At 58.3% G+C, this 16,830-nt stretch carries 18 protein-coding genes; 4 read left to right on the top strand and 14 right to left on the bottom strand.

Annotated elements, in window-relative coordinates:
- Positions 1 to 33: 33 nt before the first annotated feature.
- Positions 34 to 939 carry an alpha/beta fold hydrolase gene (locus NOM06_RS14030; RefSeq protein WP_255912000.1) on the bottom strand — a complete coding sequence of 302 codons (906 nt, stop codon included), beginning with the start codon at positions 937 to 939 and terminating at the stop codon, positions 34 to 36.
- Positions 940 to 967: 28 nt separating this feature from the next.
- Entirely contained in the window at positions 968 to 1,978 is a 1,011-nt protein-coding gene (serB, locus tag NOM06_RS14025) for a phosphoserine phosphatase SerB (protein ID WP_255911998.1), read from the bottom strand.
- 120 nt (positions 1,979 to 2,098) lie between these two features.
- On the opposite strand from serB, the gene NOM06_RS14020 reads away from it, so the two are divergent.
- Entirely contained in the window at positions 2,099 to 2,710 is a 612-nt protein-coding gene (locus tag NOM06_RS14020; RefSeq protein ID WP_139472980.1) for an AhpA/YtjB family protein, read from the top strand.
- A gap of 65 nt (positions 2,711 to 2,775) precedes the next feature.
- Positions 2,776 to 4,641, top strand: coding sequence for a diguanylate cyclase domain-containing protein (locus NOM06_RS14015; RefSeq protein WP_255911996.1), 1,866 nt, complete (start codon positions 2,776 to 2,778; stop codon positions 4,639 to 4,641).
- A gap of 61 nt (positions 4,642 to 4,702) precedes the next feature.
- Here the strand turns inward: NOM06_RS14015 and deoD are convergent, their stop codons facing one another.
- From deoD to NOM06_RS13980, 7 genes are all read right to left on the bottom strand, one after another.
- A complete protein-coding gene (gene deoD / locus NOM06_RS14010; protein WP_005340471.1) occupies positions 4,703 to 5,419 on the bottom strand; it encodes a purine-nucleoside phosphorylase in 717 nt (238 codons plus the stop codon).
- A 76-nt stretch (positions 5,420 to 5,495) separates the two neighbouring features.
- Positions 5,496 to 6,704 carry a phosphopentomutase gene (locus NOM06_RS14005; protein WP_255911994.1) on the bottom strand — a complete coding sequence of 403 codons (1,209 nt, stop codon included), beginning with the start codon at positions 6,702 to 6,704 and terminating at the stop codon, positions 5,496 to 5,498.
- A gap of 14 nt (positions 6,705 to 6,718) precedes the next feature.
- Positions 6,719 to 8,050 (bottom strand): thymidine phosphorylase, encoded by a 1,332-nt coding sequence (gene deoA / locus NOM06_RS14000; RefSeq protein WP_255911992.1) that lies wholly within the window; start codon positions 8,048 to 8,050, stop codon positions 6,719 to 6,721.
- A gap of 109 nt (positions 8,051 to 8,159) precedes the next feature.
- On the bottom strand, positions 8,160 to 8,933 hold the full coding sequence (deoC, locus tag NOM06_RS13995; RefSeq protein ID WP_108541628.1) for a deoxyribose-phosphate aldolase: 774 nt from the start codon (positions 8,931 to 8,933) through the stop codon (positions 8,160 to 8,162).
- A gap of 424 nt (positions 8,934 to 9,357) precedes the next feature.
- Positions 9,358 to 9,528, bottom strand: a complete 171-nt coding sequence (locus NOM06_RS13990; protein ID WP_005340467.1) for a XapX domain-containing protein — start codon at positions 9,526 to 9,528, stop codon at positions 9,358 to 9,360.
- 125 nt (positions 9,529 to 9,653) lie between these two features.
- Complete coding sequence (locus NOM06_RS13985) at positions 9,654 to 10,928, bottom strand: NupC/NupG family nucleoside CNT transporter (RefSeq protein ID WP_005340466.1); 1,275 nt, start codon at positions 10,926 to 10,928, stop codon at positions 9,654 to 9,656.
- 216 nt (positions 10,929 to 11,144) lie between these two features.
- Positions 11,145 to 11,924: a TatD family hydrolase gene (locus tag NOM06_RS13980; RefSeq protein ID WP_255911990.1), complete on the bottom strand. Its 780-nt coding sequence runs from the start codon at positions 11,922 to 11,924 to the stop codon at positions 11,145 to 11,147.
- A gap of 41 nt (positions 11,925 to 11,965) precedes the next feature.
- Here NOM06_RS13980 and NOM06_RS13975 point away from each other — a divergent pair, with 41 nt between their 5' ends.
- The gene (locus NOM06_RS13975; protein WP_255911988.1) at positions 11,966 to 12,604 is read left to right on the top strand and encodes a type II secretion system protein; all 639 of its coding nucleotides are present in this window, start codon (positions 11,966 to 11,968) and stop codon (positions 12,602 to 12,604) included.
- Here the strand turns inward: NOM06_RS13975 and NOM06_RS20935 are convergent.
- The 5 genes from NOM06_RS20935 to NOM06_RS13955 all read right to left on the bottom strand — a co-directional run bounded on the left by NOM06_RS20935 (position 12,573) and on the right by NOM06_RS13955 (position 16,081).
- Positions 12,573 to 12,752: a DUF5363 family protein gene (locus NOM06_RS20935; protein ID WP_074042662.1), complete on the bottom strand. Its 180-nt coding sequence runs from the start codon at positions 12,750 to 12,752 to the stop codon at positions 12,573 to 12,575. The two genes, NOM06_RS13975 and NOM06_RS20935, sit on opposite strands and share 32 nt — an antisense overlap.
- Positions 12,753 to 12,929: 177 nt before the next feature.
- On the bottom strand, positions 12,930 to 13,439 hold the full coding sequence (luxS, locus tag NOM06_RS13970; RefSeq protein WP_005340462.1) for an S-ribosylhomocysteine lyase: 510 nt from the start codon (positions 13,437 to 13,439) through the stop codon (positions 12,930 to 12,932).
- Positions 13,440 to 13,457: 18 nt separating this feature from the next.
- A complete protein-coding gene (locus NOM06_RS13965; protein ID WP_255912047.1) occupies positions 13,458 to 14,060 on the bottom strand; it encodes a hypothetical protein in 603 nt (200 codons plus the stop codon).
- Between the two features lie 50 nt (positions 14,061 to 14,110).
- Positions 14,111 to 14,449, bottom strand: coding sequence for a nitrogen regulatory protein P-II (gene glnB / locus NOM06_RS13960; protein ID WP_005308848.1), 339 nt, complete (start codon positions 14,447 to 14,449; stop codon positions 14,111 to 14,113).
- 9 nt (positions 14,450 to 14,458) lie between these two features.
- A complete protein-coding gene (locus tag NOM06_RS13955; RefSeq protein WP_255911986.1) occupies positions 14,459 to 16,081 on the bottom strand; it encodes an NAD+ synthase in 1,623 nt (540 codons plus the stop codon).
- Positions 16,082 to 16,227: 146 nt separating this feature from the next.
- Here NOM06_RS13955 and NOM06_RS13950 point away from each other — a divergent pair, with 146 nt between their 5' ends.
- Complete coding sequence (locus tag NOM06_RS13950; RefSeq protein WP_108612714.1) at positions 16,228 to 16,746, top strand: GspH/FimT family pseudopilin; 519 nt, start codon at positions 16,228 to 16,230, stop codon at positions 16,744 to 16,746.
- Positions 16,747 to 16,830 lie beyond the last annotated feature (84 nt).

Genomic DNA, 16,830 nt, shown 5'->3' with positions numbered 1-16,830 from the left:
TGAAACAGGGCGCTCGAGGCGCCCTGTTTTTTATCATGCCGCCTGCGGGTTGAGCAGCCAGTCGAGGATCTGGGGAAAGTGATCCTCCTGGGCCTGCGGGGCGGTCAGCATGTTGATGTGGTCATAATCGAGGCGGTTGCCATTGTCCCGCCCCAATCGGGTGTGACGTGTGACCGACCCCATCTCGTCGCTGAAGCGGCGCACATCGGTCGGGTGACCCAGCACCTTGTCCGCTTTGGCCGAAATCATCCAGAGCGGTGGCCAGTTGACCCGTGCCGCCGCCTCGTCATAGGCAAAACCGTCGTGGGGATCCTGCCAGGGGCCGCACTTGACCCAGGGGATGGTCTCCTGCAGATAGCGCAGCGGCTCGTCGTCAGCACCGATCTTCAGAGTGCGAGCCGCCAGAAAACCACGGCGGCGGGCCAGCCAGGGGGCCAGCCGATTCCAGATCAGATCTACCTTCAGCCAGCGCTCGGGATTGTGCACCGACACGCCGCGCTTGGTGCCAAAAAACAGCAGACTGGCCACCTGCTCCGCCAGCTCGGGGAAGCGCACCAGGGTCGAGGCCATGATGACACCGCCCCAGGAGTGGGCTACCCAGTGCACCTTGAAACCATGATGGCGCTCTGCAATCCAGCGCTGCAGGGCGGGCAGATCCTCGGTGATCAGCTCATGCTGACCGTGCTCTGCCTGCTCGGCGATGGCAGGAGTGCTGAGCCCCCGCCCCCGCAAATCAGCCACATAGACCTGATAGCCGTGACGGGCCAGAAAGCAGGCCAGCCCCTTGCCAGATTCGGTATAGAAGATCCGCCCGTTCTCGATGGCGCCATGCACCATCAGGATCGGCTCTCCATGCACGGCGACCCGGGGTTTGATGTGGCGCACATGCAATTGATGGCCACCACAGGGGATAAACAGAGACTGCTGCAACAATTCCATTTTTATTGGTTTCCTCCTTGAAACACTGTCAGCGCTTGTCCCAACGTTGCTCGCTGCAAGCCCGCGCCGCCAGCAGGCAGATCACCCCCTCCAAATCGTGATGATTGAGGGTGGCCGCCGCCTGCGCCCGCACCAGCGGCTTGGCGTGAATGGCAATGCCAAGGCCAGCGACCCCCATCATTTTGAGATCGTTGGCACCATCGCCGATGGCCACGGTCTGGGCGGCAGCAATGCCGTACTCCTGAGCAAGCTGCTGCAACACCTCGGCCTTGACGCTGGCATCAACGATGCGCCCGCTCACCTTGCCGCTCAGCTGGCCCCCCTCCACCGCCAGCTCGTTGGCGAAGATGGCATCCAGCCCCAGATCGCGCTGCAACTGGCCAGCAAAACGGGTAAAACCGCCGGAGGCGATGGCCACCTTCCAACCCGCCCCTTTGAGGATATCGACCATCAGCTGCAAGCCCGGCATCCAGGGCATCCATGCCGCCACCTCGTCGAGAATGGTGACCGGCGCCCCTGCCAGCAGGGCCACCCGATTGCGCAGGCTGTCGGAAAACTCCAGCTTGCCCTGCATGGCTGCGGCCGTTACTGCCGCCACCTGCTCGCCAACCCCGGCAAGTCGGGCAATCTCGTCTATACACTCAATGCGGATCGCGGTGGAATCCATATCCATCACTAGCAGGCCGGGCTCGTTCAGGGTCGGCAGGGCGGGCAGATGGCAGAGATCGATTTCCCACTCACCGCTCTTGAGCTCGGCCATCAGCTCGGAAGAGAAGCGATCGCAGCCAAGCAGCAACAATGGCACGCCCGCCACCTCGGTGGGAGGATAGAGGGTGGCCGCCAACCCCTGTGCAGCCAACAAAGGTGACAGACACGCCAGATGGGATGCGCCCAGCCCCTTGCCAAACAGCACCAACCAGCCGCCAGCCAGCGGAGTCTCTGTCGGTTGCAACGCATCTGCGTGGAGCTGCCAACAGGGTGAGCCGGACAACAACGCGGGCCAATCGGATAACAGAGGGGGGAGCCGGGACAACAACATAAGGGATACGCCTTCCTTGGTGATCAGGGGGTTAACAATGCTGGCCCAGAGTAGCGTATTGCTTTTTGTACAGGCAAGCGCCAAGATCCCGCCACTCCTTGTTACCATGAGGTCTCGCGCTTGCAGCGTCATCTTCCCATCAAACGTGTTCTCAGCCTGGGTGCCGGTATCCTGCTCGGATGCTGGGTGCTCGGTGTGCTTATCCATATGCAGGGTGAAAGCCAGGCCTCGCTGCACAGCGAAGCGCGCAACCGGGCGCAGGCGCTGGTCGCCTATGCCGCCCGAGACATGAAACGCTGGATCAAGGAGGAGAAGAGCAGCGAGCTGGAGCGGCTGGCGCGAGATCTGGCAGCCGAGCCGGAGATCCTCGATGCCACCCTCTACGACGGACGCGGCATTCCCCTCGCCCAATCGGAGCAGGCGGTGCCGCTGGAGAGCCTGCTGCCCATAGGCAGCGATAACAAGTCACTGCCGGAGCAGGGCAAAGGACGGATCCAGTTCGTGCAGGAGATCCGGGATGGCGAGCAGACCATCGGCTTCCTGCGCATCACCCTGGAAGAGCAGCAGATGCTGGCAGACAAGGACACCCGGCTCAAGGTGGTGCAGGAGAAACAGCGCCTGATGCTGCTGGTTGCCCTGCTGGCCGGGGTGCTCATCTCCTACGGCGTGCGCCGCAACTACATGCGGGTACGCAAGCACAAGAAAAAGAGCAAACCGGCCGATCAGCCTTAGACCGGAGCCACTCCCCCCTGCCACCTTGTATACTCATGAGAGTGTATAACCAGTAGGAGAGCTGCATGATTGCCCCCACTTTGCCCGTGGATGAAGAGAGTCGATTGGCGCGACTGCGGGTCCTCGGGCTGCTCGATCGCGACCCCATTGACCATCTGGATCGCCTGACCCGCCTCATCAGCCGCCATTTCAATCTGCCCGTGACGCTGGTCTCACTCACTGATGTGGATCGCCAGTGGTTTCTGGCCCGCACCGGCATCGCCCTGTGCGAGATTGGTCGGGATATCTCCTTCTGCGGTCACGCTATTTTGCAGCCCGACATCATGCAAGTGCCCGATGCCCGACTCGACCCCCGCTTTGCCGACAACCCGCTGGTGATCGGACCACCCCACGTGGTCTTCTATGCAGGGCGCCCCCTACGGGCACTGGATGGGGTGGTGCTCGGCACCCTCTGCTTGGTGGATAACAAGCCGCGTCAGCTTGACGAGAAAGAATGGCAGGATCTCAATGATTTCGGCCTGTTGGTGGAGAACACCCTGCACGATCTCGAGCGGCGCCATCAGGTGCGCAGCCTCAGCAATGTGCTGGAAGATCAGGAGCATCTCTTTACCCAGACCTTTAACCAGTCGGCGGTGGGCATGGCGCTCTCCTCACTGGAAGGGGTATGGCTTAAAGCCAATACGGGTCTGCAACAGCTGCTCGGTTATCGCGAACCCGAGATGCTGGGGTGCACTTGGCAGACCATGACCCATCCCGAGGATCTGCCACGGGAACTGCCGCTGTATCAAGAACTGCTCGATGGTCAGCGCCAACATTACCTGCTGGAGAAGCGGATGTTGCGCGCCGATGGTACCCTCTGCTGGGTACAGCTGAGCGTGACACTCTGTAAAAGCCGCACTGCTGCACCACATCTGATCGCGGTGTTTGCCGACCTCACGGAGCGCAAGGTGGCCGAAGATAAGTTGATGCAGTTGCAGTTGGGACTAGCGATGCAAGTGAGGGATCGCACCCGCGAGCTGTCGGCCACCGTCGAGCAACTGCACATTGCAATGGCCGAGGTCGAGCGAAACCGAGCCCGGCTACGTGCCATCACCGATGGCCTGCCGGTCACCATCAGCATGCTCTCGCCAGAGGGGCGCTACCTGTTTGCCAATCAGGCTTACTGCCGCTACTTCGGGCTCGATCCAGAACGCATGCTGGAGATGAGCGCACGAGATGTGATCGGTGAAGCCGCCTACGCCAATGCCATGACCTATCTGGCCCGGGCACAGGCGGGGGAGCAGGTAAGCTTCGAATACCGCTTCGAGCTGCCCATCGGCCCACGCGATCTCAAGATCACGATGATCCCGAGTGTCGGTGACGAGCCCGGGGTCTATATCTTGGGTGCCGATATCACCCATTTCAAGGCACTGCAGAGCCAGCTTGAACATGACGCCAGCCACGACCCGCTCACCACCCTGCCCAACCGACGAGCGTTCACCCTACGTCTGACCCGCGAGTTGGAGCGTGTACACCATGACGGGGAGGCGCTCGGCCTGCTGTTTCTCGATCTGGATGGTTTCAAGGAGATCAACGACCAGCTGGGACACCATGTGGGGGATGCCCTGCTGCACTGCTTCGCCAGCGTGCTCTGTGCTGAAGTGCGTCCCGGCGACATGGTGGCCCGTCTCGCAGGCGACGAGTTCACCATCATATTGCCCGCCTTACGCTACCCGGAGCAGGAGCTGCCAGCCCTTTGCCAACGGCTGCTGGACGCCATGGCCAAACCGTGGAATGTGGCCGGCCACCAGTTGCCGCTTGCTGGCAGCATTGGCGGCGCGATCTGTCGTCATGGTCAACACTGCAACATAGACGAACTGTTACACCGGGCGGATGCCGCTATGTATCGGGCCAAAATGGCGGGTAAGGGGCGCTTCGCCCTTGACCTCTGATTCCAGCCTCAGAAATGCAAAACGGCGGCCAGAAGGCCGCCGTTTCTTATTCGCAAGGGAATTACTTGTCGCCCAGCAGGACGGAATCCAGTGCGATCTCGATCATGTCGTTGAAGGTCAGCTGACGCTCTTCAGAGGTGGTCTGCTCACCGGTACGGATATGGTCGGAGACGGTGCAGATGGTCAGTGCCTTGGCACCGTACTCTGCGGCCACGCCGTAGATACCGGCGGCTTCCATCTCGACACCCAGGATGCCGTATTTTTCCATGACGTCGAACATGGAGGGGTCCGGAGTGTAGAACAGGTCGGCGGAGAAGATGTTACCGACGCGCACGGCAACGCCCTTGTTCTTGGCGGCCTGCACGGCATTGGCAACCAGGTCGAAGTCGGCGATGGCAGCGAAGTCGTGATCCTTGAAGCGCAGACGGTTTACTTTGGAATCGGTGCAGGCACCCATACCGATCACCACGTCACGCAGTTTCACGTCTTCACGCACGGCGCCACAGGAGCCCACGCGGATCAGGGTCTTCACACCGTAATCGGTGATCAGCTCTTTTGCGTAGATGGAGCAGGACGGGATACCCATGCCGTGACCCATCACGGAGATACGACGGCCCTTGTAGGTACCGGTGAAACCGAACATGTTGCGCACGTCGCAGATCTGCTCGACGTTCTCCAGGAAAGTTTCAGCGATGTACTTGGCGCGCAGGGGGTCGCCCGGCATCAGCACGGTATCAGCAAAGGCGCCATCTTTCGCATTGATATGAGGAGTTGCCATTCTCTTGATTCCTTCACACTAGGTTGAGTTTTATTGTTTTATAAATTGCCCGCCGCCGAAGTGGCGGGCGGGTAAATTACAGGAAGCTGGTACCGTATGCCAGTTTCGGCAGGCCGTGGTACGCCGCGATGCTCTGGCCGATATCGGCAAAGGTCTCGCGACGACCGACGGAGCCGGCCTTGACCGACTTGCCGAAGAACAGCACCGGGATGTATTCGCGGGTGTGGTCGGTGCCACCCCAGGTCGGGTCACAGCCGTGGTCGGCAGTCAGCACCACCACGTCGCCATCTTGCAGCAGCTCAAACAGCTCCGGCAGGCGGGAATCGAAATACTCCAGCGCACCGGCATAACCGGCAACATCACGGCGGTGGCCGTAGGAGGAGTCGAAGTCCACAAAGTTGGTGAAGACGATGGTGTTGTCACCGGCCGCTTTCACCTCTTCCAGCGTGCGATCCCACAACTCGGTCAGACCAGTCCCTTTCACCTGCTTGGTGATGCCCTGCTGGGCATAGATGTCGGCGATCTTACCGATGGAGACCACCTGACCGCCCGCATCTTTCATATAATCCAGCACGGTCGGCGCCGGCGGCAGCACTGAGTAGTCGTGACGGTTACCGGTACGCTTGAAGTTACCCTTGCCAGTGCCTAAGAACGGACGCGCAATCACGCGGCCGATGTTGTAGGGCTCCAGCAACTCGCGCACGATGTGGCACAGCTCATAGAGCTTCTCGAGGCCGTAGGTCTCTTCGTGGCAGGCAATCTGGAACACGGAGTCGGCAGAGGTGTAGAGGATCGGCTTGCCGGTCTTCATGTGCTCTTCGCCCAGATCGTCCAGCACCTGGGTACCGGAGGCGTGGCAGTTGCCGAGATAACCCGGCAGACCAGCCTTCTCGACGATGGCGTCCAGCAGCTCCTGAGGGAAGCTGTTGTGGTGATCCTTGAAGTAGCCCCACTCGAACAGTACGGGCACACCGGCGATCTCCCAGTGACCGGACGGGGTATCCTTGCCGGAGGAGAGCTCCTGAGCAAAGCCGTAGGCACCGACCACCTCGATATCTTTCTTCAGCCCTTCCGGGAAGTAGCCGGAGGCCTGCTCGCAGGCGTGGCCCAGACCCAGCTTGTTGAGGTTCGGCAGATTGAGGGCGCCACGGCCTTCAATTTCACCTGCCGCACACGCCTTGGCGATATGGCCAAGGGTGTTGGCGCCCACATCTCCGAACTTGTCGGCGTCGGCAGCAGCGCCAATACCGAAAGAGTCCATCATCAGAATAAAGGTACGTTTCATGGGTCTTCCCCTTGTTACAAATCGGCCAGGGTGATACGGCGGTACACTTCAGGCAGTGCCTCCGGCCGTTCGCCACCAATCCGGACAGCCGCCAGCACCATGCTGGCAGCCTGAGCATATTGCTCTTCAGTCTGAGCGTGGATCATCGCGATCGGCTTGTCAGCATCAACACTTTGACCCAGGCGGATAAAGTCGGTCAGACCGACCGCATAATCAAGTTTGTCACCGGCAGCGCGGCGACCACCGCCCATCGCCACCACGGCCAGACCCAGCTCGCGGGTATCCATGGCGGTCACGAAACCGCTGTTGGCCGCGAAAACCGGGCGTACGATGGCTGCCTTGGGCAGGTAAGCGTCATAACGCTCCATGAAGTCCGCCGGGCCACCGAGACCTGTCACCATGCGACCGAAGATCTCGGCCGCCTTGCCGTTATCCAGCACCGCTTGCAACTTGCCGCGCGCATCGCGCTCGTCGCTGGCCAAGCCTGCAGAGATAAGCATCTCGGCGCACAGCGCCATGGTCACTTCGTGGATGCGCGGGTTACGGTATTCACCGGTCAGGTAGCGCACCGCTTCACGCACTTCCACCGCGTTACCGGCGCTGGAGGCCAGCACCTGGTTCATGTCGGTCAAGAGCGCAGAGGTGCGGCAACCGGCACCGTTGGCCACGGCCACAATGCTCTTGGCTAGCTCTTCGGAGGCTTCGAAGGTCGGCATAAAGGCGCCGGAGCCCACTTTCACATCCATCACCAGCGCTTCGAGCCCGGAGGCGAGCTTCTTGGAGAGGATGGAGCCGGTGATCATGGCGATGGATTCGACGGTGGCGGTGATGTCACGTACTGCATAGATACGCTTGTCAGCGGGGGCAAGATCGCCGGTCTGGCCGATGATGGCGACACCCGCCTCTTTCACCACTTTCAGGAAACGGTCGTTGTCGACCGAGGTCTGGTAGCCGGGAATGGCATCCAGCTTGTCGAGGGTGCCGCCGGTGTGGCCCAGACCACGACCGGAGATCATCGGCACGAAACCGCCGCAGGCAGCGACCATCGGGCCAAGCATCAGGGAGACAACATCACCCACCCCGCCGGTGGAGTGTTTGTCGACAATCGGGCCACCCAGATTGAGGTGATCCCAAGTCAGCACCATGCCGGAGTCGCGCATGGCGCAGGTCAGGGCAACCCGCTCATCCATGGTCATGTCTTTGAAGTAGACCGCCATCGCCAGCGCGGCAATCTGCCCCTCGCCGATGGTGTTGTTGGTAATGCCCTGAACGAAGAATTGAATTTCTTGGGTACTGAGCGCTTCACCGTTGCGCTTCTTGCGAATAATTTCTTGAGGCAAAAACATCTTTCATTCCCTCCGCCATTGCTGGCGTTACACAAGCCTGAATCCTTGCCCGCACACCGCATGATGGGGGCTAACAGGGCGGACAGCAGTCCGCCCTCTCATCAACCTATTAGTAACCGCTGGTGTTGGCTGGCTTGTCGCCATGCCCCAGAGTGGCCAGCAGGCTGGCCAGCAGGCTGGATGCACCAAAGCGGAAGGTACGGGCGGACACCCAGTCGTTGCCGAGGATCTCTTCGGCCATGGCCAGATACTGACCGGCAACGGCTGCGTCTTTCACGCCACCAGCAGGCTTGAAGCCGACTTTCGGGTTCTTGGCCTTGATCACTTCCATCATGATCCGCGCCGCTTCCAGGGTCGCATTGACCGGCACCTTGCCGGTGGAGGTCTTGATGAAGTCGGCACCGGCATCGATACAGATCTCGGAAGCGCGACGGATCAGCGCCTCTTCTTTCAGCTCGCCGGTTTCGATGATCACTTTCAGCAGCACGTTGGCACCGCAGGCCTCTTTACAGGCTTTGACCAGATCAAAACCAATCTGTTCATTACCGGCCATGAAGGCGCGGTACGGGAACACCACGTCCACTTCATCAGCACCGTAGGCGACAGCGGCACGGGTCTCGGCCACGGCGATCTCGATGTCGTCGTTGCCGTGGGGGAAGTTGGTCACGGTCGCAATGCGTACGTCGGCAGCGCCGATCTCACGCAGGGTCTTGCGAGCGATAGGAATAAAACGGGGATAGATGCAGACGGCGGCAGTCAGGCCAGCCGGTGACTTGGCCTTATGGCACAGGTCGATCACCTTCTGATCGGTGTCGTCATCGTTCAGGGTGGTCAGGTCCATCAGGTTCAGGGCGCGCTGAGCGGCCACTTTCAGATCAGTCATTCTGTTCTCCAAAGTCTCGATTTAATCCAGATAACCGGGCACCACCATAGCATCCAGCGATGGATGCACAGGCAGTAATCCCCAGCTATACGGGAATGGAATTACAGTGCGAAGGCACCGGCACTATCGGGATGCTATTCAAAACACCCTGCAGGCACTGCGACTGTAAATAAGGCAAGAGCCCTGTCACTTTCTTACAAAAGTGCGGACTTGGTTCCATGAAGACTTGAGAAAGGCCGACAACATCTGACCCGACTTCCCAATCAATTCCATTTGACCGCCAACACCCGATTTCATCGAGTATTAGTCATTGCCAGCACCCTGCTGGCAACGCCTATTTCAGCCGAGATACCCCCTGTTTGCAAGCCGGATTTGCCAATTTCAGAGGTACCTCACATCTGGCAAATCCAGGTCTAAAAAAGCCTTACGAAAAGAAACGAGTCAGGATCCAGGAGTAGGCCAATCCCCCCAGATAGACCCCGACGATCCCCATTACCCCGGACAAAACGGGAGGCGCAGGGATCGGCAATTTGAGGAAAGAAAACAACAAACCAACTATAAAGCCGGCCACCATCGCCAGTAGCACTTCATTCATATAACCTCCGATTTGACTCATTTTATTATTAGTTTAGATAGGAAAACGGTTGTCACCGCTCCATACGCGAACGCCACGGCAGATGCCGTGGCGTTCGTGTTTATACCCTGTCAGTCAGGCGGCGATTACATGCCGGACAGTGCCAGGAAGAAGCCTGCGATAGTGGCAGACATCAGGTTGGACAGAGAGCCAGCCAGTACGGCTTTCAGACCAAAGCGTGCAATGGTGCCGCGGCGGTTCGGCGCCATGGACCCCAGACCACCCAGCAGGATGGCAACAGAGGAGAGGTTGGCAAAACCACACAGCGCGAAGGAGATGATAGCCTTGGTGTGATCGGACATGGCCACACCGTTGATCAGCACTTCGTCTTTCAGGTACGGAGCGAAGTTCAGGTAAGCCACGAACTCGTTCACTACCAGCTTCTGACCGATGAAGGAACCAGCAACCACTGCTTCATTCCAAGGCACACCGATCAGGAAGGCCAGCGGGGAGAAGATCCAGCCCAGCAGCAGTTCCAGAGAGAGTTGCGGATAACCGAACCAGCCACCCACACCGGAGAAGATGCCGTTGATCATGGCAATCAGACCGATGAAGGCCAGCAGCATGGCGCCGACGTTCAGGGCCAGTTGCATACCGGCAGAGGCGCCAGCAGCAGCAGCGTCAATGACGTTGGCAGGCTTGTCATCCAGCTCGGCATCGGCAGAGCTTTCGTCGTAGTTCGGGGTCTCGGTCTCGGGAACCAGCAGCTTGGCGAACAGCAGACCACCCGGTGCAGCCATGAAGGAGGCAGCAATCAGGTACTCCATCTTCACGCCCATGGAGGCGTAACCGGCCAGTACGGAACCGGCAACGGAAGCCAGACCACCACACATGACGGCGAACAGCTCGGAGTCAGTCATCTTGGCGATGTAGGGACGAACCACCAGCGGCGCTTCGGTCTGACCGACGAAGATGTTGGCAGTTGCAGACAGGGATTCGGTGCGGGAAGTACCCAGTACTTTCTGCAGACCGCCGCCCAGCAACTTGATGACCATCTGCATGATGCCCAGGTAATAGAGCACTGCAATCAGGGAAGAGAAGAAGATGATGACCGGCAGAACACGGAAGGCAAAGACAAAGCCGCCGCCACCGAACACTTCAAACATCTTGTTGCTGACCAGACCGCCAAACAGGAAGTCGATCCCGTTCTGGCCGTAGCTGATCACGCTGGATACCGCGTCGGACACGCCGACCAGGATATCGCGACCAACCGGAACATAGAGAACAAACGCCCCCAGACCGGCTTGAATTGCGAACGCACCGACAACGGTACGGACGTTGATTGCCTTGCGATTGCTGGAGAACAGCACCGCGATAAGGACGAGCGTCGCCATCCCTACCAGACCCATGAACAAATTCATTATTATCTTCCTCTAGTAGCACCTGGCTTGTTAGTGAGTTGTTATTAAACCCAACTAATCAAGGGGAGCGCATTATACTAATTAAAGTCCGATAAAATAGAATGTTGGTCACATTTTATCGTTATCAAAATGTCCAAGTGTCACAAAATTAGACAGCAAACGATTTTTACGCTCATTTTTTTTCCTGACAACTAAATCAGGTGTTGCGAAATTGTTTCACAGCCATTGGTCGTGATGGAAAATATGCCGGGCAGTTTCAAATAACACCTTGGCAACATCTGCCGATGGTTCATCCCGCAATGTCATCAATATTTCCGCTATTTTCGGCAGCGCTTCCGGGGTATTCCGGGTGCCTTGCTCACCTTGTAAGGGCATATCGGGCGAATCGGTTTCCAGCACCAGAGCCTCGAGCGGCATAGCCCGAAATACCTCTCGCGTCTTGTTCGCCCGTTCAAAACTGATCACCCCGCCCACCCCGAGTCGAAAGCCCAGTTGCCAGAAGGCCTCCGCCTGCTGCAACGAACCGCTGAAAGCATGGATCACCCCGCCACGAGGCGGCTTGAAGCGGCGCAACAGCTTGGCCACAGTGTCATTGGCACGCACCGAGTGGATCATCATGGGAAGCCCGACATCGGCAGCCAGCCGGATCTGAGCCTCAAACAGCGCAAGCTGCCCCTCCTGCGGCACGTGAGAGCGCAGGTCCAGCCCACACTCGCCTATGGCCACCAGCCCGGCAGGTTGGCTCATCACCAACGCTCGCAACCGTTCCATCACCCCCTCATGCTGTTCACCGGCATACCAGGGATGAACGCCCAGACCATAAAAGAGGCCGTCATGCTGATCTGCCAGTGCCATCGCACGAGTCCAGTTATCTTCTGCGATGGCAGGAATGATATACTCCGTCACCCCCAATGCCCGACAACGGGCCAGCAGTGCCTCCCTGTCCTGGTCAAACACCGGAAAGTCGAGATGGCAATGGGTATCTATCAGCTGCATATCACTCACACCTGTTTGCGGTATTTAATGGGTCATTGAACATGATGAACAACAAAAACAACGGCTTTACCCTGATTGAACTGGTGTTGGTGATCATAGTGCTGGGGATCCTGGCCGTCACCGCCCTGCCCCGCTTTATCAATATCAAGGATGATGCCCTGAAAAGCACGGTCTCGGCGACCGCAGGCAGCTTTGCCAGCGCAGTTCAGCTGGCTCATGCTGGGTGGGCGGTGAAAATGCAGGGACAAGCAATCGCGCTCTACAATCTGAGCAGCTTTGGTAAAGGCAAATTGGATATCAATCGCTATGGTTGGCCGGTGGGTTCCGAAGAAGATTACAACAAACCGGTAGACACCCCTTATCAGCCTGGCTCTGGTAACCATATATCGGTTAGCAACCCGTCAGACTGTAAACTGCTCTTGACCGATCTGCTTGATGGCGGCCAAACCGCTGCCCGCATAGACCCTACTGACGTTGTTATTCCAGACGGTGTTGATTACCTATCCACCATAATTACGACAGGCTATGCAGACGAAGATGAGCCCAATATAAATCACAACAACTGCCGCTATATCCTGCGCGACTCAATTGGTCGCTTCCAGACCAGCTCGGATTATCGAAATGGCCTCGGCTTCGAGTACAACAGCGTTACCGGTGCCGTGACCCGCAATTTTGATTGAGCTCAGCCTCTTCTGCGCAAGCTCGCTCTTTGCTTGAATCATCATCATAACGAACCGGCGTGCAGCAGCGCCGGTTCTCCTGAGTGAGCCCCCACTCCTCGCACCACGCGTCATAACGGGCCAGCCAACGCAGCAATATCCCCTTCATCGTCACACCGCCTCCATCAGGTTCAGGTCAAAAACCATCCTAATCAGAGTCGGCAAGGGGAGCAAGTCATCCCCATAACCGCGATCGGGCGGAATAAAAAAGAGCCGGTCAGCATGGCTGACCGGCTCTTTTAACATTCCCTGAAGAGGTTATCCGATGAGCAACAGATCATCCGCCTCACAGGCTCTTCAGTTTTTCTTCCGGCAGTGCCAGCTCGTCGTTGTGGTTAACACCGATACCGCGCTCCAGCACATGACGGGCGATGGCATGCGCCTCTTCCAGCGAGTGCATGCTGTAGGTGCCGCACTGATACTCGTTCAGCTCGGGGATCTTGGCCTGATCCTGCACGGTGAGCACGTCGCTCATGGCCGCCTGCCAGGCTGCACCAACACGGGCTTCGTCCGGCGCGCCGATCAGGCTCATGTAGAAGCCGGTACGGCAACCCATGGGGGAGATGTCGATGATCTCCACGCCGTTGCCGTTCAGGTGGTCACGCATAAAACCGGCGAACAGGTGCTCCAGCGTATGGATACCGCGCTCGGAGAGGATCTCCTGGTTAGGCACACAGAAACGCAGGTCGAACACGGTAATAGTGTCCTTGTTCGGGGTCTGCATGGTCTTGGCCACACGCACCGCAGGCGCTTCCATACGGGTGTGGTCAACGGTAAAACTGTCCAATAACGGCATTTCTGACTCCTGATTTGGTTACCAGAACCAGCCCCCACGGGAGAGCTGATCCTTGCATTGACGGTACTGGGCGCCGTAGCGCTGGGCGCGAGCTTCCACTTTGCGAGAGGTCTTCATCAACCACCCCTTGCTGCGATAGCTGCCACGCCGGTAGCCACCCCACCCTTCGTGATAGTTGAGGTACTGGCCATAGGCATCCCACTTGGAGGTGCCATTGAGCCGCTGGGCTTTGTTAGTGTACCAACCCATAAAATCGATGGCGTCGGCAAAATCATCGCGGTCACTCCAGCTGTTGCCGGTTTCCCGCTGGTAATCCGCCCAGGTTTCATCTTTGACCTGAGCATAACCATAAGCCGAACTGGCCCGCCCGGTCGGGATGAAGAGGAAATACTGCATCGGTGGCTGAGCATCATGTACGTACGAGGACTCCTGATACATCATGGCCATCACCACATGGATCGGCGTCCCCCACTTCTCGTTCATCTTGAGCGCGGCCTTGTGCCAGTCAGGCTTCTCGCGAAAGATCTGGCACAGATTCTCCGGCTGGGCCGGTGGACGGGTACTGCAAGCAGTAAGGCCCGCCAACAGGCTGGCGACCACCACGAAGCGCAACCACCCCATCAAATGAGGCCACACTTCACGCCTCTGGTCAGGTAAAAAGATAGCCAAGGTCAGATCGCGTCTTCGTTCTCTTCGCCGGTACGGATACGAATGACACGCTCCACCTCGCAGACGAAGATCTTGCCATCACCAATCTTGCCGGTACGGGCGGTGTTCTGGATCGCTTCCAGGCAGGCATCGAGATCCTCGTCCTGCACCACCAGCTCCACCTTCACTTTCGGCAGGAAGTCGACCATATATTCGGCGCCGCGATAGAGCTCGGTATGGCCCTTCTGGCGGCCGAAGCCTTTGACTTCGGATACGGTCATGCCGTTGATGCCGATCTCGGCCAGGGCCTCGCGCACATCGTCCAGCTTGAACGGTTTGATGATGGCTTCAATCTTCTTCATGGTGACTCCTTACCAGTTCTGTTTGCCGAACCCGGATGTAATGGGGTAACGGCGATCCTTACCAAAGTTGCGAGCCGTAATGCGGGGCCCGACCGCCGCCTGACGGCGCTTGTATTCGTTGAGATCCACCAAGCGGATCACCTTGCGCACCACCGCTTCCTCGAACCCTTCTGCCACCATGTCGGCGACCGAGGCATCCTCTTCCACGTAACGCTTGAGGATGGCATCAAGGATGTCATACGGGGGCAGGCTGTCCTGATCCACCTGATCCGGCGCCAGTTCCGCTGAAGGAGGACGGTCGATAACCCGCTGCGGGATCACATAGTCAACCGAGTTGCGATATTCGCACAGCTTGAAGACCAGCGTCTTGGGCACATCTTTCAGCACGTCGAAACCGCCCGCCATGTCACCGTACAGGGTGGCATAACCCACCGCCATCTCACTCTTGTTGCCGGTGGTCAGCACGATGCGACGACGCTTGTTGGAGAGCGCCATCAGCAGCACACCACGGCAGCGAGCCTGCAGGTTCTCTTCGGTAGTATCGCGGGCGGTTCCTTCAAACAAGGGCGCCAGCTGGGCCATAAAGCCTTCGAACATCGGCTCGATGGAGATGATGTTGAACTCAACCCCCATCCGCTCGGCCTGCTCCTTGGCATCTTCCACACTCATCTGTGCTGTGTAACGAAACGGCATCATCACCGCCTGCACCTTGTCGGCACCGATGGCATCGGCCGCAATGGCCAGCGTCAGCGCAGAGTCGATACCACCGGATAGACCCAGCACAGCACCGTGGAAGCCGTTCTTGGTAACGTAGTCGCGCACTGCCAACACCAGCGCCTGATAGGTCTCGGCCAAGGGTTCCAGCGGCGCAGCGGGCTCCCGTTCTTTCACCGGCTGGCCATCGGCAAAACGTACCAGCGCCAGCTCTTCGGCAAACGGGGCCAGTTTGTGGGTCAACTTGCCCTGGCTGTTGAACACCTTGGAGCAGCCGTCGAAAATCAGCTCATCCTGACCGCATACCTGATTGAGGTAAACCAGCGGCAGACCGGTCTGATCGCAGCGCTCGGCCATCAGCTCGCGGCGGATCCAGGGTTTCTCCTGATCGTAGGGCGACGCATTGATGGTGAGCAGCAGCTCGGCACCCGCCGCCTTGGCGGCCAGCGCCGGGCCCGGCTGCCACAGATCTTCACAGATGAGCAGCCCCAGATTGTGACCACGGAACGGCACCACACAAGTTTCGGTCGCGGCGGTGAAGTAGCGCTTCTCGTCGAATACCCCGTAGTTGGGCAAGTCCTGCTTGAAGTAACGGGCAATCAGCTTGCCGTGCTCATAGAGGGAGGCTGCGTTGTAGAGCGCCTCTCCTTCACGCCAAGGGTGCCCCACCAAAATGGCACAGTTGCCCTGCCATTCGGCAACACGAGCCAACGCGGCTTCGACCCGGATCATCAGATCGGCGCGCAGCAGCAGATCTTCCGGTGGATAGCCGGTCAGGGCCAGCTCGGAGCAGACCAGCAGATCGGCACCTTGCTGCTCGGCCTGAGCTGCCGCAGCGAGCACTTTGTCAGTGTTATCTTCGATGGCGCCTACCGTCAGATTCAACTGGGCAAGCATCAGAGAGAGGGCTTTTGCCATGGCGATGCATCTTGTATTCGAAAATGATGGGGAATGATAAAGAAAAGGGGGGCAATCTGCCAGTTCAAGACAGGCGTAACCGTGTGACAGCAACCAGCGGGAAGGATAAGCTGTAGATAGTCACGGAACGACAGGCCTTCGCAGATATGAAAAACGCCGGATTTACCCTGATGGAGTTGATGATAGCCATTGCGCTGGGCGTCATTCTGTTGGGGATTGGTATTCCTTCCCTCTCTAACCTGCTTGGCAGCAATAATTTGGCGACCCAGGAAAAAAGCCTTCTCAACCACTTAAACTATGCCAGACAACAGGCTATCTCTAACCAGCAAACGGTTACTCTCTGCCTGACCACTATCAATAATTCTGTAGAAGAGTGCGTTACTGCCAATCAAAATGGAGCGACCCGGCAGATCGCTTTTATCGATACTAATAGCGATCAGAAGCTCAATGGCAGCGAAACAACTCTGACGGCAAGTCCCGAGTTTCCTGCAGAACTGGCCATTTCTGCAGATGCACAGGCGCTTCGCTTCACCCCTGATGGCACCATTACGTCTGATAGCGAGGTCATCTTTTCACTCTGTGTCAGCGGCGAAAAGGGCGTTCAGATTGAAGTTATGCCTGCTGGACGTGCCCATAGCCAGGCAAGTGGTGCTGTATGTCCATGATCAGCATTAAGAGCCGCTAACAAAACCTCTCAGCGAAGCGCGAGCAGATCACGGCGCAAGCCAGCGTCAGTAACGCAAGGTGGA

It is taken from the genome of Aeromonas sp. JL9, assembly GCF_024436075.1.
GTDB classification, from domain to species: Bacteria; Pseudomonadota; Gammaproteobacteria; order Enterobacterales; family Aeromonadaceae; genus Aeromonas; species Aeromonas veronii.
Note: the sequence above shows the minus strand (reverse complement) of the source record. Positions and strands in the feature narration are given on the sequence as shown.